This is a genomic window from Burkholderia sp. MSMB1459WGS, assembly GCF_001534535.1.
Classification (GTDB): Bacteria; Pseudomonadota; Gammaproteobacteria; order Burkholderiales; family Burkholderiaceae; genus Burkholderia.
Genome location: NZ_LPMU01000055.1, coordinates 46,960 through 63,356, shown reverse-complemented (window position 1 = coordinate 63,356; position 16,397 = coordinate 46,960). Strand labels below are relative to the sequence as shown.

The 16,397-nt window shown below is 67.7% G+C and carries 17 protein-coding genes; 9 read left to right on the top strand and 8 right to left on the bottom strand.

The features are described 5' to 3' along the window. From WT97_RS35220 to WT97_RS21100, 3 genes are all read left to right on the top strand, one after another. On the top strand, positions 1-77 hold a 77-nt coding region (locus tag WT97_RS35220; protein ID WP_133168007.1), incomplete at its 5' end, for a 4Fe-4S dicluster domain-containing protein. A 49-nt stretch (positions 78-126) separates the two neighbouring features. Further along, on the top strand, positions 127-1,320 hold the full coding sequence (gene bktB, locus WT97_RS21105; RefSeq protein ID WP_059499807.1) for a beta-ketothiolase BktB: 1,194 nt from the start codon (positions 127-129) through the stop codon (positions 1,318-1,320). A gap of 38 nt (positions 1,321-1,358) precedes the next feature. Next, positions 1,359-2,213, top strand: a complete 855-nt coding sequence (locus WT97_RS21100; protein ID WP_060354332.1) for a 3-hydroxybutyryl-CoA dehydrogenase — start codon at positions 1,359-1,361, stop codon at positions 2,211-2,213. Between the two features lie 72 nt (positions 2,214-2,285). On the opposite strand, the gene WT97_RS21095 is transcribed toward WT97_RS21100, so the two are convergent. Then, on the bottom strand, positions 2,286-2,948 hold the full coding sequence (locus WT97_RS21095; RefSeq protein WP_060354331.1) for a TetR/AcrR family transcriptional regulator: 663 nt from the start codon (positions 2,946-2,948) through the stop codon (positions 2,286-2,288). 94 nt (positions 2,949-3,042) lie between these two features. Between WT97_RS21095 and WT97_RS21090 the strand changes: the two genes are divergently transcribed. The 3 genes from WT97_RS21090 (at position 3,043) to WT97_RS21080 (ending at position 4,692) form a co-directional block, all read left to right on the top strand. Continuing rightward, a complete protein-coding gene (locus WT97_RS21090) occupies positions 3,043-3,873 on the top strand; it encodes an NmrA family transcriptional regulator (protein WP_060354330.1) in 831 nt (276 codons plus the stop codon). 151 nt (positions 3,874-4,024) lie between these two features. Further along, positions 4,025-4,279, top strand: a complete 255-nt coding sequence (locus WT97_RS21085; RefSeq protein ID WP_060354329.1) for a type II toxin-antitoxin system Phd/YefM family antitoxin — start codon at positions 4,025-4,027, stop codon at positions 4,277-4,279. Beyond that, positions 4,270-4,692 (top strand): type II toxin-antitoxin system VapC family toxin, encoded by a 423-nt coding sequence (locus tag WT97_RS21080; RefSeq protein ID WP_060354328.1) that lies wholly within the window; start codon positions 4,270-4,272, stop codon positions 4,690-4,692. The genes WT97_RS21085 and WT97_RS21080 overlap by 10 nt, the downstream gene beginning before the upstream one ends. A 329-nt stretch (positions 4,693-5,021) precedes the next feature. On the opposite strand, the gene WT97_RS21075 is transcribed toward WT97_RS21080, so the two are convergent. From WT97_RS21075 to deoC, 3 genes are all read right to left on the bottom strand, one after another. After that, entirely contained in the window at positions 5,022-5,888 is an 867-nt protein-coding gene (locus tag WT97_RS21075) for a DUF2071 domain-containing protein (RefSeq protein WP_060354327.1), read from the bottom strand. A 264-nt stretch (positions 5,889-6,152) separates the two neighbouring features. After that, entirely contained in the window at positions 6,153-7,064 is a 912-nt protein-coding gene (locus WT97_RS21070; RefSeq protein WP_060354326.1) for a phytanoyl-CoA dioxygenase family protein, read from the bottom strand. 237 nt (positions 7,065-7,301) lie between these two features. Then, positions 7,302-7,982, bottom strand: coding sequence for a deoxyribose-phosphate aldolase (gene deoC / locus WT97_RS21065; RefSeq protein WP_060354325.1), 681 nt, complete (start codon positions 7,980-7,982; stop codon positions 7,302-7,304). Positions 7,983-8,128: 146 nt separating this feature from the next. Between deoC and deoR the strand changes: the two genes are divergently transcribed. Continuing rightward, positions 8,129-8,899, top strand: a complete 771-nt coding sequence (gene deoR, locus WT97_RS21060; protein ID WP_034209379.1) for a DNA-binding transcriptional repressor DeoR — start codon at positions 8,129-8,131, stop codon at positions 8,897-8,899. A gap of 46 nt (positions 8,900-8,945) precedes the next feature. Here deoR and WT97_RS21055 read toward each other — a convergent pair whose 3' ends face one another. From WT97_RS21055 to rbsK, 3 genes are read right to left on the bottom strand one after another with little or no spacing between them, the layout of a single operon-like run. After that, entirely contained in the window at positions 8,946-9,998 is a 1,053-nt protein-coding gene (locus WT97_RS21055; protein WP_060354324.1) for an aldose 1-epimerase family protein, read from the bottom strand. A 2-nt stretch (positions 9,999-10,000) separates the two neighbouring features. Then, on the bottom strand, positions 10,001-11,374 hold the full coding sequence (gene fucP, locus WT97_RS21050) for an L-fucose:H+ symporter permease (protein WP_060354323.1): 1,374 nt from the start codon (positions 11,372-11,374) through the stop codon (positions 10,001-10,003). Positions 11,375-11,414: 40 nt separating this feature from the next. Then, entirely contained in the window at positions 11,415-12,341 is a 927-nt protein-coding gene (rbsK, locus tag WT97_RS21045) for a ribokinase (protein ID WP_059790932.1), read from the bottom strand. Positions 12,342-12,748: 407 nt separating this feature from the next. Here rbsK and WT97_RS21040 point away from each other — a divergent pair, with 407 nt between their 5' ends. Both WT97_RS21040 and WT97_RS21035 read left to right on the top strand, forming a co-directional pair. Next, positions 12,749-13,426, top strand: coding sequence for a heavy metal response regulator transcription factor (locus WT97_RS21040; protein WP_059499809.1), 678 nt, complete (start codon positions 12,749-12,751; stop codon positions 13,424-13,426). After that, positions 13,423-14,883 carry a heavy metal sensor histidine kinase gene (locus WT97_RS21035; protein ID WP_060354322.1) on the top strand — a complete coding sequence of 487 codons (1,461 nt, stop codon included), beginning with the start codon at positions 13,423-13,425 and terminating at the stop codon, positions 14,881-14,883. The genes WT97_RS21040 and WT97_RS21035 overlap by 4 nt, the downstream gene beginning before the upstream one ends. Here the strand turns inward: WT97_RS21035 and WT97_RS21030 are convergent. Further along, a complete protein-coding gene (locus tag WT97_RS21030) occupies positions 14,861-16,387 on the bottom strand; it encodes an efflux transporter outer membrane subunit (protein ID WP_060354321.1) in 1,527 nt (508 codons plus the stop codon). The two genes, WT97_RS21035 and WT97_RS21030, sit on opposite strands and share 23 nt — an antisense overlap. Between the last annotated feature and the right edge of the window lie 10 nt (positions 16,388-16,397).

The window sequence follows — 16,397 nt, the reverse complement described above, 5'->3', positions numbered from 1 at the left end:
ACATCAAGGACCCGACGCAGAACATCGTGTGGGTCACGCCCGAAGGCGGCGGCGGGCCGAATTACCCGAACATGTAACGCAACGCATCCCCGCGCCCCGCGGGCGCGAACGAACCGGAGTGAGACGATGAGCAATGCAGCGAAGGAAGTCGTGGTGGTGAGCGGTGTCCGTACCGCGATCGGCGATTTCGGCGGGAGCCTAAAGGATTTCTCGCCGACCGACCTCGGCGCGAAGGTCGTCGCCGAAGTGCTGGCGCGCGCGAGCGTGCCGGGCGACGCGGTCGGGCATGTCGTGTTCGGCCACGTCGTGAACACCGAGCCGAAGGACATGTATCTCGCGCGCGTCGCGGCGATCAACGGCGGCGTCGCGCAGCACACGCCGGCGCTCACCGTGAACCGCCTGTGCGGTTCGGGCCTGCAGGCGATCGTGTCGGCCGCGCAGACGATCATGCTCGGCGACGCCGACGTCGCGATCGGCGGCGGTTCGGAGAGCATGAGCCGCGCGCCGTACACCGTGCCGGCCGCGCGTTTCGGCCAGCGCATGGGCGATGCGAAACTCGTCGACATGATGCTCGGCGCGCTGCACGACCCGTTCCAGACGATCCACATGGGCGTGACGGCCGAGAACGTCGCACGCAAGTACGACATCTCGCGTGACGCGCAGGATGCGCTGGCGCTCGAGTCGCATCGTCGCGCGGCGCGCGCGATCGCGGAAGGGCGCTTCAAGGATCAGATCCTGCCGATCTCGATCCGCACGAAGAAGGGCGAAGTCGCGTTCGACACCGACGAGCACGTGCGGCACGACGCGAGCGCGGACGATTTCACGAAGCTCAAGCCTGTGTTCGTGAAGGAGAACGGCACCGTGACGGCCGGCAACGCATCGGGCATCAACGATGCGGCCGCCGCCGTGCTGATGATGAGCGCGGACGCCGCGCGCGCGCAGGGCGTGAAGCCGCTCGCGCGTCTCGTGTCGTATGCGCACGCGGGTGTCGATCCGGCGTACATGGGCATCGGTCCGGTGCCGGCCACGCAGAAGGCGCTTGAACGCGCGGGCCTGACGATCGCCGATCTCGACGTGATCGAAGCCAACGAGGCGTTCGCCGCACAGGCCTGCGCGGTCACGCAGGAGCTCGGCCTCGATCCCGCGAAGGTCAACCCGAACGGCTCGGGCATCTCGCTCGGTCACCCGATCGGCGCGACCGGCGCGCTGATCACGGTGAAGGCGCTGTACGAACTGAAGCGCATCGGCGGCCGTTACGCGCTCGTGACGATGTGTATCGGCGGCGGCCAGGGGATTGCCGCGATCTTCGAGAACATCTGATAATCGACCGCTCGGCATCCGAATACACAGGACATTTCATGGCCATCGAAACTGTCGGCGTCGTGGGCGCCGGAACCATGGGTAACGGCATTGCGCAAACCGCCGCCGTTGCAGGACTGAACGTCGTGATGATCGACGTCAGCGACGCCGCGCTCGACAAGGGTCTCGCGACGCTGAAGGGCAGCCTCGAGCGGCTCGTGTCGAAGGACAAGCTCGACGCGGCCGCACGCGATGCGGCGCTCGCGCGCATCGCGACGTCGACCGACTACGCGAAGCTCGCGGCGGTCGACATCGTGATCGAAGCGGCGACCGAGAACGTCGAGCTGAAGGGCCGCATCCTGAAGCAGATCGAGGCCGTCGCGCGCCCGGACGCGATCATCGCGACCAACACGTCGTCGATCTCGATCACGGCGCTCGCGGCGCCGCTCGCCGATCCGTCGCGTTTCCTCGGCATGCATTTCTTCAACCCGGTGCCGCTGATGCCGCTCGTCGAGATCATCCGCGGGCTGCAGACGAGCGACGCGACCGCGTCGGCCGTGCGCACACTGACCGAGCGTTTCGACAAATCGCCGATCGGCGTGCGCAATTCGCCGGGCTTCGTCGTGAACCGGATCCTGGTGCCGATGATCAACGAAGCGTTCTTCGTGCTGGCCGAAGGCATCGCGTCGGCCGAGGAGATCGACGCGGGGATGAAGCTCGGCGCGAACCACCCGATCGGGCCGCTCGCGCTGGCCGACCTCGTCGGGCTCGACGTGTGCCTCGCGGTGATGGACGTATTCCTGAAGGACTTCGGGGATCCGAAGTATCGTGCGTGCCCGCTGCTGCGCGAGATGGTGTCGGCGGGGCGCCTCGGGCGGAAGACGGGGCGCGGGGTGTACGACTACGGCAAGTAAGCGGCGCATCGGTGCCTCTTCGCGCGGCCGCCTTCGGGCGGCCGTGTGCATTGAGCGGCGCGCACGGCGAGATTACGCGTCGAGTATCGACAGGTCGCGCGGCAGCGCGCGCTTGAACATCGCCAGAAGCTGCCGCGCCGCCTTCGGCGGCAGCGTGATCGCATGGCGCACGGCCGCCGAGATCTGGATCATCATCAGTTCCGCGAATGCGCTGCGTTGCGCGCGGGTTGTGTCGGGCGCGACTTCCGCCAGCGCATCCGCGAACAGCCCGGCCAGGAATTCGCCGTCCGCGCGATCCAGTTCCTGCAGCGCGCGATCGGCCTGCGTCGCACGCCAGATGTCGCGCATCAGTGGCTCGTCGACGAACATCCGGTAATAGCTGTCCGTGATGCGTGCAAGCGTGCCGTGCAGATCGTCGAGCGTCTTCATCGTGGCGAGATCGCGCCGCACGCAGTCGTGGCCAACCTCGTTGTAGCGCTCCGCGAGCGTGCCGATCACGGCCGTCTTGTCCGGAAAGTACTGATACAGCGACCCGAACGAAATGCCCGTGCGTTCGACGATGTCGCTCATCCGGAACGCGTCGCAGCCTTTCTCGATCATCACTTCCGATGCGCATGCAAGGATGCGCTCGAACCGCTCGCGGCTGCGCTGCTGCGTCGGTACCAGCCGCGCACGCGCCGGCGCATCCGCCGCCGTGTCGGGCTCGTCGCTCTGCCCCGATTTTTGCCGGCCCATGCCGCCTCCCGAAAAACTTGACGTTATTAATGCGAGAGTCTATCGTGTTTTTAAAATGCGAGACGTTCTCGTGTTTTTCCAAAAGGAGACGCACATGTCGGCACTTCCCATTCTCATCGTCGGCGGTTCGGGCAAGACGGGCGCCCGCGTCGATGCCCGGCTGCGCACGCGCGGCCTCGCGACGCGACCGGTGTCGCGCACGTCGGCGGTCCGCTTCGACTGGACGGCGCCCGAAACCTGGCCGGCCGCGCTCGATGGCGTGTCGGCCGCTTATGTGACCTACCAGCCCGATCTGGCCGTCGAAGGCGCGGTGGACGCGATTGCTGGATTCGCGCGGCTCGCGCGGGAGCGCGGCGTCGAGCGCGTGGTGCTGCTGTCCGGGCGCGGCGAGCCGCGCGCGCAGGCCGCCGAGGCTGCGCTGCAGGCGTCGGGCGTAGGCTGGGGTGTCGTGCGTGCAAGCTGGTTCAACCAGAACTTCTCCGAAGGCTATCTGCTCGACGGCGTGCTGGCCGGCGAAGTCGCGTTGCCGGCCGGCGCGGTGCCCGAGCCGTTCGTCGATGCGGACGACATCGCGGACGTGGCCGTGGCCGCGCTCACCGATGCGCGGTTCGCGGACCGCGTGATCGAGGTCACGGGCCCGCGCGCGCTGACGTTCGCCGAAGCGGTCGGCGAAATCGCACGGGCTGCCGGGCGGCCGATCGCCTATCGCGAGATTGCGCACGATGCGTTCGTCGCGGGGCTGCGCGAGGTCGGCGTACCGGCGCCGGTCGTCGCGCTGCTCGACGACCTGTTCGACGTGGTGCTCGACGGGCGCAACAGCGCGGTGACACAGGGCGTCGAGGCCACGCTCGGGCGCCCGGCGCGCGATTTCGCCGACTATGCGCGTGCGGCCGCCGCGACCGGCGTGTGGAACGCCCGACCGTGATCGCGTTCGTGACTTCGGCGTTGTTGTGAGGGGCCACGTTCTTGATTTTCCATGGGGCCAAAGGCACCTTTCCGGCGAGCCGATCTGTGGAAATGACTGCGGCCGATGCATGGATTACGTATAATACGTATTCCATGCACAGGAGGCCGCCATGCCGACCATCACCGCCACAGAACTGGCTCGCCATACCCGCCAGATTCTCGACCAGGTCGCCCAGCGTCGCGAAACGATCGTGGTCGAACGCAATCAGACGGTGATCGCACGTCTGGTGCCCGCCGAGCCCATGATGCGTGCTGCCGAAGCACTCGCCGATTTGCCAGTGAGCCTGGGCGCCGAGGACGCGGCACGCTGGCTGCGCGATAGCCGCGAAGGCTTCGAAGACGGGCTGCGTGACCCATGGGCATGATCATCGATAGCTGCGTGTGGGTCGGGCTCGCCGGCGGAACGGTCGAATCGCGCGCCGTGATCGACACTGCCGGTGATGCGCCGGTGTTTATCTCGACCATCTCCCTGGGCGAACTGGCGTTCGGCGTGCAGGCTTGCGCCGACGCTGCGGAGCGCGCGCGTCGAGCTGCGTATCTGCGCCAGCTCGAGCGGCGGCCGGTACTCGACGTCACGCGTCATACCGCAGCCGCGTTCGGAGTGCTTGCCGCCGCCGTCAAGCAAGCCGGCCGCTCGCCACGTCCGCGTTACAACGACCTGTGGATTGCCGCGCAGGCGATCGAGCGAGGCTATGCGCTGATGACGCTGAATGTGGCGGATTTTGCCGACCTCCCGGGTCTTACGGTGCGAGTGCCACAAACGTCAGCATCGGCGTGATTGACCTCGAGCCGTGCGTGTCGCGTACGCGATGCCCGCTTTTTGAGGTGCCGTGATGAATCTGCAAGCAGTCGGCGACCGATCCGGACCGCGGGGCTCACCACCGCCGTGCTGCACCGCGCATTCGTCGCACTGCTGACGCGTTGCGCCGATCGCGCGGCACATAGGGTAGGCGACCTTTCGTTCCAACGCGGTGAACCCTCGCGCGCGTAAAACGGCCACCATGCGATGGACGAGGTGGAATCACGTGCGCACGGTGGCGTCGGCGGCCGCGTGCGTGTCTTTTATCGCAGGGATTGCGGCGCGGTAGCGCCGCGTCGATCCGCGCGCTACAGCAACCGCTCGGAGAGCACGCGGAACGCGACGTCGGGAACGACGAAGCACATCGGCTCGCCGGTGGCGCCGATGCGTGCGAGGAAGTCGCTCTCGCCCACGGGGCCGACCGTCTTCAGCGGCCGGACGGCGTCGACGTCGATCGGCAGGTCGATCGACGCGTACGCAAGGCGGTCGCAGTCTGCGACATGCGCGATTGCCGAGTGCTGCAGCGATACTGATGCGACGGCATCGCGCCAGTCGTTGAAGAACGGCGCGAACGCGTCGGGCAACGTTCGATCGTCCGACGCTTGCGCCGCGCAGCGGAAGTCGGGCGCGCTGCCGCCGCTTCCCGCCAGCAGCGTGTCGTAGCGTCCGTCGCGTACCGCATGTGTAAAGGGCCGCGCGAGATGCGACGGCAGCGCGTCGCTGAAAAGCCGGCTGCCGAGCGCATAGAGCGGGTGGTCGAACACGTTCTTCACGAACAGCACGGTGCGCTCCGCCGGCGCGCCGTCCGGCAGCGCGTCGACGTAGAGCCGCCAGTTGCTCTGCAGCGGCGACGGAAATACGCGCCGCAGGGGGCCGGCGAGCCGCGGACCGAAGTGCCGGTGCCGGTAGGTGAGCGTCGTGAACAGCGTGCGGCCGCCGCGGCTCGCGAGCGTGACGTCGCGCGGCACGAGGTGTGCGACGGCCGCGACATCGACGACCCACGTGCAATACACGACATGCTCGACGTCGCTCGCGAGCTGCAGGAACGGTAGCCGCGACAGTAGCGCGCGGCGGGCGCGCAGCAGCGAGCCGCTCGCGACGATCCGGTTGGCGATCCGGCCGGCGAGGCCGGTGGACGGGTAGACGAAGGCATTGTCGTAGCGCATGGGCGGCATTGTGCCGGGCTTGCCGCGTGCGCGGAAGAGGGTGGCAGCGTCGTTGGCCGGACCGCGTGCGGTTGCCGTGCACCGCCGCAAGGAGCTGCTCGAGCAATGGATTCCGCCGGCTGGTCTTCACGCGTGACGCACGCGTGCGGATGATCGATCGCAATCGGCGTTGCGGATCGAATGCGGATGTCGGCGCGCCGGAATCGATGGAAAAAATTCCGTCGACCCATGCGTACCGGAGATGTGGCAGCGCTCCGGCGATGCCGCCACGGTTCATCCCGGCTCGGGTCCGTGCATCCTTTGCCGCGACACGTTCAACCAACGTGCGATCCTGCCGCCCGCGAGTTGCCACTCGAACGGATTGCGGAAGTCGAAGGTGTACAGCTCGCGTCGAAGATACGGCCAGCACCCACGTAGACCCCGGGACACCCGCGAGCGCTCGATGCGCGAGGGTCGCCACGTGTCGTGCCACGGAAAGTTCGTCGCCATACCCGAGCGCCGTCGCGGTAACCGGAAATTGAGCGCATACGCGTACCGCGGCTGGTCCGAGAAGTTTGCCCCCGCGGCATGCAGCGTGCGCCCCGCATGCACGGTGCAGTCTCCCGGCATCAACGGACACGCCACGGCGCGAGCCGGATCGAATCCGCCGACACACTCGAGTCCATGGGCGGTCACGTCGCCCCCGAGCGGTGCATGCGGAAGGACGTCGTACAGATGCGACCCGGGGATGAACTGCATGCACCCGTTGTCGATCGACACGGCTTGTAACGGAATCCAGAAGTTGACTTCGCGATGGTCGATGCGCGCGTCGGTAAATGCGTCGTCCTGATGCCACGGCGTCACGGTGTCCGTGTGCGACTGCTTCAGGAAAAAACTATCACCGGCGAAACGAACGTTCGGGCCGAGCAGCGTCTTGGCGATATCGAACGCGGCGCGGCGGATACGGAGCCTCGATAGCCGACGCTCGAAATAGGATGCCCAGTGGAGTTGGAGAAGTTGAGGGTCGAAATCGCGCCCGTTCGACTCGGGATAGAAATCGAACATCAGGCCCTCGGCGTAGCCCGTGCGGCTGCCGAGCAGACGATGGCCGATTTCGCGCAAGTCTTCGATCTCCGAGATGTCGATCAGCCCGTTGATGACCGCAAAGCCGTCGTGATGGAACCGGGACCGAAGATTGGCTTGCATTGGAGCCCTGACGATGAGTTCACGGATCGCGAAGCGATGCAGACGGCCTCTGACTTGTCGATTTTCGTATTTTCGCGCGGGACGCTTCTGTTCGATATCTTACGTTGATTGCCGACGGCGGAGCAGTCCGACGAGTCGTACGACAAGGGCGACGCCGCACGGTCCGGCTCGCGCGAGGTATTTCGACGGCCGGTCTTGATGCGTGATGCACGTGCGCGAAGGCCGGCCGTTCTCGCGTCAGTACCCCGACCCGCCGCTGCCCTGATCCGTGACGATCGCCACTCCCGAACTCGTGCCGAGCCGGGTCGCGCCGGCCTCGAGCATCGCGAGCGCGGCCGCGCGGTCGCGCACGCCGCCCGACGCCTTCACGCCGAGCGTCGGCCCGACCGTGCGGCGCATCAGCGCGACATCCGCGAGCGTCGCGCCGCCATGGCCGAACCCGGTCGACGTCTTCACGAACGCGACGCCGAGCTCGCGGCACATCTCGCACACGCGCACCTTCTCGTCGTCGGTCAACAATCCCGTTTCGAGGATCACCTTGAGCGGCACCGTGCCGCAGGCGCGGTGCACGGCGTCGATGTCGGCCTTCACGTCGTCGGCGCGGCCGCTTTTCAGCGCGCCGATGTTGATCACCATGTCGATCTCGCCGGCGCCCGCCGCGATCGCGGCGGTGGCTTCGAATGCCTTCGCGGCGGACAGCCCCGCGCCGAGCGGAAAGCCGACCACGGCACAGACAAGCACGCCGGTATCGGCCAGCTCGCGCGCGGCAAGCGGCACGTTCGCCGAATTCACGCAGACCGAGTAAAAGCGATGCTCGGCCGCCTGGCGGCAGAGTTCGCGGATCTGCGCGTCGCTCGCGTCGGGCGCAAGCAGCGTGTGATCGATGGTTTGGGCGAGTTGGGCGTTGGAAAGCGGCATGTGTCAGGACTCCACGGATCGTGTGCGGAAAGGGCACACGGAAAGTTGATGTTTTCACATCGGTTTGTTACAAATACGACATTCCGGCCGGGCCTGCGCGCCCGGCACGACGAGCGACTCACGCGACGGGCACGCAGGATACAGGCATGGAAACAAAGAAGGGCGAACGGATCAAGACATTGATGAACGTGCTGCAAGGGCAGAACGCGATTCATCTGCGGGAAGTCGCCGAGCTGTTCGGCGTGTCCGAAATGACGATCCGCCGCGATCTCGCGGACAACCCGCACGGCCTCAGCCTGATCGGCGGCTACGTGACGCGCCATTTCGCCGCGCAGCGCAGCGACATCGGCGAATACCTGATCAGCGCCGAGAACAACCGGCAGACCGAGGAAAAGCGCCGCATCGGCAAGCTGGCCGCACAGTTCGTGACGACCGGCGACACGATCTTCGTCGACTGCGGGTCGACCACGCCGTTCGTCGTCGATTTCATTCCGGACGACCTCGAATTCACGGCGGTCTGCAATTCGCTGAACGTGTTCGCGAAGCTGCAGCAAAAGCCGCATTGCAACGTGATCCTGTGCGGCGGCGCGTATCACCGCCAGAACATGGTGTTCGAATCGGTCGCCGAAACGGGCATCCTCGATTCGGTGCGCGTGTCGAAGGCGTTCATCTCGGCGGCCGGCGTGAGCGATCGCTGCGGCGTCACGTGCTTCAACTTCCACGAAGTCGATGCGAAGAAGAAGGTGATGGCGCGCGCGCAGAACCGCTTCCTGCTGGTCGATCACACGAAGTTCGACGAAGTGCGCGCAGCCTATTTCGCCGAACTGACCGATTTCAACTACGTGATCTCCGACGGGCAACTGAGCCGCCGCTACGAAACCGCGATCCGCGAACACGGGATCGCGCTCGTGACCTGATGCGTCGCGCGCGTGCAGCGCGCCGGGCGTCGCGCTATTCATCGCGTCAGGCATCGCGCGCTTCCGCCGCGCTCAAGTAGCCGGTGACCACCTCGAAGCGGCGCGACGCACCCGGCGCCAGCGCCGCGACGTGACCCTTGCGGCGTTCGGCTTCGTAACCTTCCGGCTCGCAGGTCGACGGCAGCGCGAACGCGGCGACCTGCTGATCCGCGTTGTGCAGGATCCAGCGCGTCGCATGCGGGAATTGCGCGGGGCGGTACGCGGTATGGAACGCGCCGCCGTCCGGATGCGCGAGCCGGAAATGCGCGATGCCGTCGGCATCCGCTTGCACGTCGTTCATGAAGAACACGATCTCCGGGTCGTACAGCGCGGGCGCATCGAGCGTCGCGAGCCGCGCCGGTTCGCGCGCGAGCGTGGCCGTGTAGTCGCGCCACGCAGCGGTCGGCTTCACGTGCGCGGGCACGCTGTCGCGCAGCCGCATGCCGCCGTGCGGGAGCGATTGCACGAAGCGGCCGCCCGGCACGTACGCATAGTTCAGGTGGGCCATGTACATCAGGTCCATCGGCGCGCCGCCGAGATTCGTCACGTCCATCGCGATCGTCATCCGCGCATCGTGCTCCGTCAGCCGCACCGACGGACGCGCGACGTAGTGGCTGCCGAAGCCCTGCACGTACTCGTATTCTCCCGTCACTTCGACCATGGCGCCGCTCGCATCCGTGCCGACGATCAGGCTCGCGCGATCCATCGGCGCGCACGGCATCTCGCCGTGCAGCGCGTGCGTGTCGTCCGGCCCCGGGCAGCCGTTGCGCAGCAGCCCGCTGTGGAACATGAAGCAGCCGTAGGTATCGACGATCGACGTCGCGCGCCTCGGCTGCCGGAACATGTGCTTCATCGTCAGGTCGCGGCCGTCGAATTCGGCGGCCCAGATCATCTGGCCGAGATACGGCAGCACGACGAGATGGCCGCGGCGGTTCTCGAGCTTCAGCGCCTCGACGCCGGACGGATACGCGAACGCGGTGACGGTGATGCCGTCGGTGCGATACAGCGTGCGCGGTGCTTCGCGGAAGTCGTCGCGCCGCAGTTCGATCTCGCCGCGCATGGTCAGGCTCCCGACGTGTGGCGCGTCGCGGCGTAGCGCGCGGACGCGGGCCCGTCGGCCGCCGCGTCGGGCGTTGCCGCCGGCAGATGACGCAGGCAGTAGAAGCCGTAGTAGACGATCACGACGAAGCATGCGAGCGGCACGACGAACGCGAGCTGCATGTTGCCGCCCGTGTGATCGGAGATCAGCCCCTGGATCAGCGGCACGACCGCGCCGCCGACGATGCTCATCACGAGGATCGAGCCGCCGTATTCGGTGTCCTTGCCGAGGCCGTCGATCGTCAGCCCGTAGATCGTCGGCCAGCACGGGCCGAGGAAGATGCTCACGCACACGGCTGCATACACGGCCGTGATGTTGTGCACGCCGATCGTGTATGCAAGCAGCGCGATGCACAGGATGCCGTAGGCGATCAGCACCTTGGCCGGGCCGACGCGCTTCATCACGAGTGTCGCGACCAGCTTGCCGACGAAGAACGCGAAGAAGGTCGCGAGCAGGTAGCGCGACGCGCCGCGCTCGGTGAGGCCGCCGATCTGCATCGCGAGCCGGATCGTGAAGCTCCACACGCCGACCTGCGCGCCGACGTACAGGAATTGCGCGACCACGCCCGCGACGAAGCGCCGGTTGCCGAACAGGCGCGCGAGCGTGCCGCGCGCGTCGATCCGGTGCGTGACCGTGCTCGCGCCGTTGCCCTTGCACGCCGGGTACGGCGTGAGCGCGAACACGACGAACACGGCGGCGAGCACGACGATCAGCCACTTGTACGGTTCGAGCGTGGCTTGAATCATCGCGAGCTGGTGCGTGTGGGCTTCGGCGGCCGACATCGCCGCGAGCTGCGCATGCGACGCGTCGCCTTCCTTGAAGATCAGGAAGCTGCCCATGTAGACGCCGGCCATCGCGCCGAACGGATAGAACGTCTGCGAGATGTTCAGCCGCCGCGTGCTGGTGTCGCGCGGGCCCATCAGCGTCGAATACGAGTTCGATGCCGTTTCGAGGAACGACAGGCCCGCGGCGATCACGAACAGCGCGACGAGGAACATCCCGTACTTCGCCATCGACGCGGCCGGGAAGAACAGCAGGCAGCCGGTCGTGTAGAGCAGCAGGCCGACGAGGATCGTCGTCTTGTAGCTGAACTTCTTCACGACGGTCGCGGCCGGAATCGCGAGGAAGAAGTAGCCGAGATAGAACGCCGACTGCACGAACGCCGATTCGAAATCGGACAGGAAGAACGATTTCTTGAACTGCGCGATCAGCACGTCGTTCAGGTTCGCGGCCGTGCCCCACAGCGCGAACAGGCAGCACAGCAGCGTAAACGCGAAGAGCGGCGTGCGATTCAGGTAATAGCCGTCGGGTGTGTGTTCGATCCTGGTTCGGCTCATGGGTGTCTCCTTCCCAATGTCTCGTCGATGAAGGCGCCGGTCAGAAGCCGGCGTCGCGGAGGAAGCGTTCGAACGTCGCGGCGTCGGCGTACGACTTCTGCGTGCCGAGGCCCGTGACCGAATGCGCGGCATAGGCGGACGCGTAACGCATCGCGTCGACGGCGTCGCGCGACGCGGCATAGCAGCGCGCGAAGCAGCCGATATACGCATCGCCGGCGCCCGTCGTATCGCGCGCGTCGACCGGCACGCCCGGCACGTGGCGCGCGCCGTCGCGCGACACCAGCAGCGAACCCTTGTCGCCGAGCGTGACGAGCACGTGCTTGAGCCCGCGCGCGACCAGCGCTTCGGCGGCCCGGGTCGCGCTGTCGCGCGAATCGACCGGCATGCCCGACACGATCGCGAGCTCGGTCTCGTTCGGCACGAAGAATTCGACGGAACGGATGCGCTCGAAATCGAGATCGGCTACGGCGGGGGCCGGGTTCAGCAACACGGGAATGCCGTGCCGTGCGCCGAATTCGATCGCGTGATAGACGGTGTCGAGCTCGATTTCGAGCTGCAGCACGATCAGCGCGCAGTCGGCGAGCATCGGCGCGGCCGCATCGATGTCGGCCGGTTGCAGATGGCGGTTCGCGCCCTTGACGATCAGGATGCTGTTGCTCGAATCGGGCTCGACGAAGATCGGCGCGACGCCGCTGGGCACGCCGGCGACCTTGCGCACGTGCGTGGTGTCGATGCCTTCGCGCTCGAAGTTGCGGATCGTGGTGTCGGCGAACACGTCGTCGCCGACCTTCGTGACCATCACGACGCGCGCGCCGAGGCGCGCGGCCGCGACGGCCTGGTTCGCGCCCTTGCCGCCGCAGCCGAGCTCGAAGTTCGGCGCCTCGAGCGTTTCGCCCCGGGCGGGCATGCGCGTGACATAGGTCACGAGGTCGACCATGTTGCTGCCGATGACGGCGATCGTCTCCATCTGCGTCTCTTCCTTGGTATGGGGTGCGCCGCGCGCGCGTGGTCGGCGGCGGCTCGTGAATGTGATAATAAAATCACATTAAATGTGAAAATGCAATCCTATGATGTTAGGAGGGTCACTTGTGGGGGCGGGCATCCGGCCGGACGAATGGTTCGTTCCGCCGCGTTGGAGCGGGTTCGGATTCATCGGGGGAGCGCTGGGAGTCGTTACGCGAACGATGCCGCGTTCTCGGATTTTCGTTGCGCGGCGCGATGCGAGCCATGTCGCGCGCTTCGCGGCCGTACGCCAGGATGACCGGCCGATTACCGTTTTGTCATCTACGTCGTTCGCGCCTGCACGGTGAGCGGCCGCGTCGCCGTTTCCGGGTAACATCGCCCGATGTCCCCACGAAAGCGACGGAGCCGGCCATGCGCATCCTGATAGTCGAAGACGAACCGAAGACGGGCGCGTACCTGAAGAAGGGGCTCGAGGAATCGGGCTTCAGCGTCGATCTCGCGAAGGACGGCGGCGAGGGGCTGACGCTCGCGCAGGAAGAGCGTTACGACGTGATCGTGCTCGACGTGATGCTGCCCGTGCTCGACGGCTGGGGCGTGCTCAAGCGGTTGCGCGACACGCACACGACGCCGGTGCTGTTCCTGACCGCGCGCGACGACGTGCAGGACCGCGTGCACGGGCTCGAACTCGGCGCCGACGACTATCTCGTGAAACCGTTCGCGTTCGTCGAACTGCTCGCCCGCATCCGCACGCTCGCGCGTCGCGGGCCGCCGCGCGAGACCGAACGCCTGACGGTCGGCGATCTGGACATCGACGTGGTGCGCCGCCGCGTGAAGCGCGGCGCCACGCGGATCGACCTCACGCCGCGCGAATTCTCGCTGCTGCAACTGCTCGCGCGCCGGCAAGGCGAGGTGCTGAGCCGGACGCAGATCGCATCGTACGTGTGGGACATGAATTTCGACAGCGACACCAACGTGGTCGAGGTCGCGATCCGGCGCCTGCGCGCGAAGATCGACGACGCGTTCCCGGTCAAGCTGATCCATACCGTGCGCGGCGTCGGCTACGTGCTCGAACCGAAGGACGACGCATGACGCGCCCGCGCTCGCTGGCCGCGACGCTCGCGCTCGCGTTCGCCGCGACCACGCTCGCCGCGTTCGCGCTCGTCGGCGCGTACGTGTATTCGGGCCTCGAGCGGCAGGTGAATACGCAGGACGATCTCGACATCGTGCTGGCCGCGCGTCACACGCGCCGGCTCGCGGGCGAGCTCGAGTCGCTCGATGCGGTTCGCGCGCACGCGGAGCGACTGACGAGCCAGGTGCTGGGCAACGAGGCGCTGTCGATGGCCGCCGTCGATGCGCGGGGCGACGTGCTCGCACGTCACAACGTCCGGCTCGCCGCGCCCGACGATGCGCCTGCGGCCGCATCCGCTCCGCTGGCCGACGCGCAATTGTTCGCGCCGCACGCGGTGCCGGTTCCCGCGAACGACCGGATCACGGCCGACCGGCTCGTCACGTGGACCGCCGGCGGCGGCACGCCGATGCGCGGCGTCGTGATCGAGGCCACGCTCGGCGACCGCACGCCGATCCGCATCGCGATCGCCCGCAACATGCGCGACCGGGCCGATCTGCTCGACGGTTACCGCGACCGGCTCAAGCTCGCCGGCGGGCTCGGCGCGCTGTTCGCGCTGCTGCTCGGCTACTGGCTGATCCGCACGGCGCTCGCGCCGCTGCGCGAGATCGTCGACAACACCGGCCGGATCACGGTCGACAAGCTCGACACGCGGCTCGACGCGTCGCGCGCCCCACCCGAGTTGCGCGCGCTCGTCGATGCGCAGAATGCGATGCTCGGCCGCCTGCAGCAGGCGTTCGCGCATCTGTCGCAATTCAGCGCCGATCTCGCGCACGACCTGCGCACGCCGCTGAACAACATGCGCGGCGCTACCGAGGTCGCGCTCGCGCGGCCGCGTTCGGCCGACGAGTACCAGGCGCTGCTCGAATCGAATCTCGAGGAATACGATCGTCTCGCGCGGATGATCGAGAACGTGCTGTTTCTCGCGCGTGCCGAGCATCCGAGCTTCGTCACCCGGCAGCGCGCGTTCGACGTGCGCGACGAACTCGAGCGCATCGCGGAGTATTTCGAAGGGCTCGCCGACGAAGCGGGCTCGACGTTGCGCGTCGAAGGGCAGGGGCAGTTGACCGCCGATGTCGAGCTGTTCCGCCGCGCCGTCGGCAATCTGCTCGCGAACGCGCTGCGTTACACGCCCGCCGGCGGCGTCATCACGCTGAGCGTAGACGAAACCGCGGATGCGGTGCGCGTCGTCGTCGCGAATCCGGGCGAGCCGATCGATCGCGCGCTGCTGCCGCGGATCTTCGACCGGTTCGTGCGCGGCGATCCCGCCCGCAGCGGCGGTGCGCCGGGTGGCACGGCCGGGCTCGGCCTTGCGATCGTGCGCTCGGTGATGGAACTCCACGGCGGTACCGCGCAGGTCGAAAGCGACACGTTCGGCACGCGTTTCACGCTTACGTTCAACCGGCTGGCGGCAGTGTGACGGTGGGTGCGGGTCGCGCGGCCGGTGCGTGTTCCTGCGCGCCGATGTTCGATTTCGCATCCGCACCCACGCTCGCCTGCCACCCGCCGCCCAACGCCTTCAGCAACCCGACTTCTGCCTCGATCCGGCGCGCGTCGATCTGATCGGTCGTGCGCCGATTCGTCAGCGCGATCGTCTGCGCGGTCACCACGTCCAGATAGCTGACGGCGCCCGCGTTGAAGCGATTCGTCGTCAGCCGCAGCGACAGATCGGCCGCGTCGGTCGCGCGCTGCTGGCTGTCGGCTTCGGACGCGAGTGCGTCGAGCGCCGACAACTGATCCTCGACCTGCTGGAACGCGACGAGCACGGTGTGCCGGTAGTCGGCGACCGCACCGTCGTATTGCGCATGCGCGCCGCGCAGCGACGCGCTGCGGCGGCCGCCGTCGAACAGCGTGCCGGCGAGCTGTGGACCGAGCGACCAGAACAGGCTCGGCGCGGTGAGCCACGGTGCGAAGAACGAACTCTCGAGGCCGACGCTCGCCGACAGCACGAGATCCGGGAAGAACGCGGCGCGCGCCTCGCCGATCCGCGCGTTCGCGGCCGCGACACGGCGCTCGGCCGCCCCGATGTCGGGCCGCCGCTCCAGCAGTTGCGACGGCACGCCGGCCGGAATGGCCGGCACGTGGAACGCCTGCACGCGCGGCGGCAGCACGAACGTCGACGCGCTCTCGCCGACGAGCGTCGCGATCGCGTGCTGCAACTGCGCACGCGACGCGTCGATATCGGTGTCCTGCGTGCGCGTCGATTCGAGCTGCGTCTCGGCTTGTGCGACCGCCGACGCATCGATCGCACCGGCCGCGAGCTGCCGCTTGAGCAGCGTCAGTGCGTCCGCGTACGCGCGCACGGTGTCGTCGAGCAGTTGCTTCTGCGTGTCGAGCGAGCGCAGCGCGAAATAGTCGGTCGCGAGTTCGGCCGTGACCGACAGCTTCACGGCCTGCAGATCGGCCGCGCTCGCGGCGGCGTCCGCCCGCGCGCCCGTCACCGCGTCGCGTACGCGGCCGAACACGTCGGGTTCCCAGCTCGCGGCCACGCCCGCCTGATAGTCGGGCGTCGTCTTGCCGGCAAGCGACGAGCCGAGCCGGTTTTGCGACACGCGCGCGCGGCTTTGCGCGGCGCCCGCAGTGATCGTCGGCAGGAACCCGGCGTGCTGATAGTCGACCGTCGCGCGCGCCTGCTGCAACTCGGCGACGGCTTTCTTCACCGTCTGGTTCGACACGTCGACGCGCGCTTCGAGCGCGTTCAGGTCGGCATCGTCGAAGATGGTCCACCAGGCGCCGCGCGCGGCGGCGTCGGCCGGTGTCGCGGTGCGCCAGCCGGACTGCGCGGCCGGTGTGCCCGCGTAGTGCGCGGGTACCGCGACGGCGGGCGGCGAATACGGCGGCAGCGTCGAGCAGGCGGTCAGTGCGGCCACGGCGCCGAGCGCGGCGACGCGGCGGGCGAACGGGAGCGGGTGAAGGAAGCGCATGGCGGATATC

Bases quoted from the DNA above. Each gene is read 5' to 3' on its own strand.
- WT97_RS21070 (WP_060354326.1), bottom strand. From the start codon at position 7,064: ATGCAAGCCAATCTTCGGTCCCGGTTCCATCACGACGGCTTTGCGGTC.
- WT97_RS21075 (WP_060354327.1), bottom strand. From the start codon at position 5,888: ATGCCGCCCATGCGCTACGACAATGCCTTCGTCTACCCGTCCACCGGC.
- WT97_RS21035 (WP_060354322.1), top strand. From the start codon at position 13,423: ATGACGCGCCCGCGCTCGCTGGCCGCGACGCTCGCGCTCGCGTTCGCC.
- bktB (WP_059499807.1), top strand. From the start codon at position 127: ATGAGCAATGCAGCGAAGGAAGTCGTGGTGGTGAGCGGTGTCCGTACC.
- WT97_RS21040 (WP_059499809.1), top strand. From the start codon at position 12,749: ATGCGCATCCTGATAGTCGAAGACGAACCGAAGACGGGCGCGTACCTG.
- deoC (WP_060354325.1), bottom strand. From the start codon at position 7,982: ATGCCGCTTTCCAACGCCCAACTCGCCCAAACCATCGATCACACGCTG.
- rbsK (WP_059790932.1), bottom strand. From the start codon at position 12,341: ATGGAGACGATCGCCGTCATCGGCAGCAACATGGTCGACCTCGTGACC.
- WT97_RS21100 (WP_060354332.1), top strand. From the start codon at position 1,359: ATGGCCATCGAAACTGTCGGCGTCGTGGGCGCCGGAACCATGGGTAAC.
- WT97_RS21085 (WP_060354329.1), top strand. From the start codon at position 4,025: ATGCCGACCATCACCGCCACAGAACTGGCTCGCCATACCCGCCAGATT.
- WT97_RS21095 (WP_060354331.1), bottom strand. From the start codon at position 2,948: ATGGGCCGGCAAAAATCGGGGCAGAGCGACGAGCCCGACACGGCGGCG.
- WT97_RS21030 (WP_060354321.1), bottom strand. From the start codon at position 16,387: ATGCGCTTCCTTCACCCGCTCCCGTTCGCCCGCCGCGTCGCCGCGCTC.
- WT97_RS21080 (WP_060354328.1), top strand. From the start codon at position 4,270: ATGGGCATGATCATCGATAGCTGCGTGTGGGTCGGGCTCGCCGGCGGA.
- deoR (WP_034209379.1), top strand. From the start codon at position 8,129: ATGGAAACAAAGAAGGGCGAACGGATCAAGACATTGATGAACGTGCTG.
- WT97_RS21055 (WP_060354324.1), bottom strand. From the start codon at position 9,998: ATGCGCGGCGAGATCGAACTGCGGCGCGACGACTTCCGCGAAGCACCG.
- fucP (WP_060354323.1), bottom strand. From the start codon at position 11,374: ATGAGCCGAACCAGGATCGAACACACACCCGACGGCTATTACCTGAAT.
- WT97_RS21090 (WP_060354330.1), top strand. From the start codon at position 3,043: ATGTCGGCACTTCCCATTCTCATCGTCGGCGGTTCGGGCAAGACGGGC.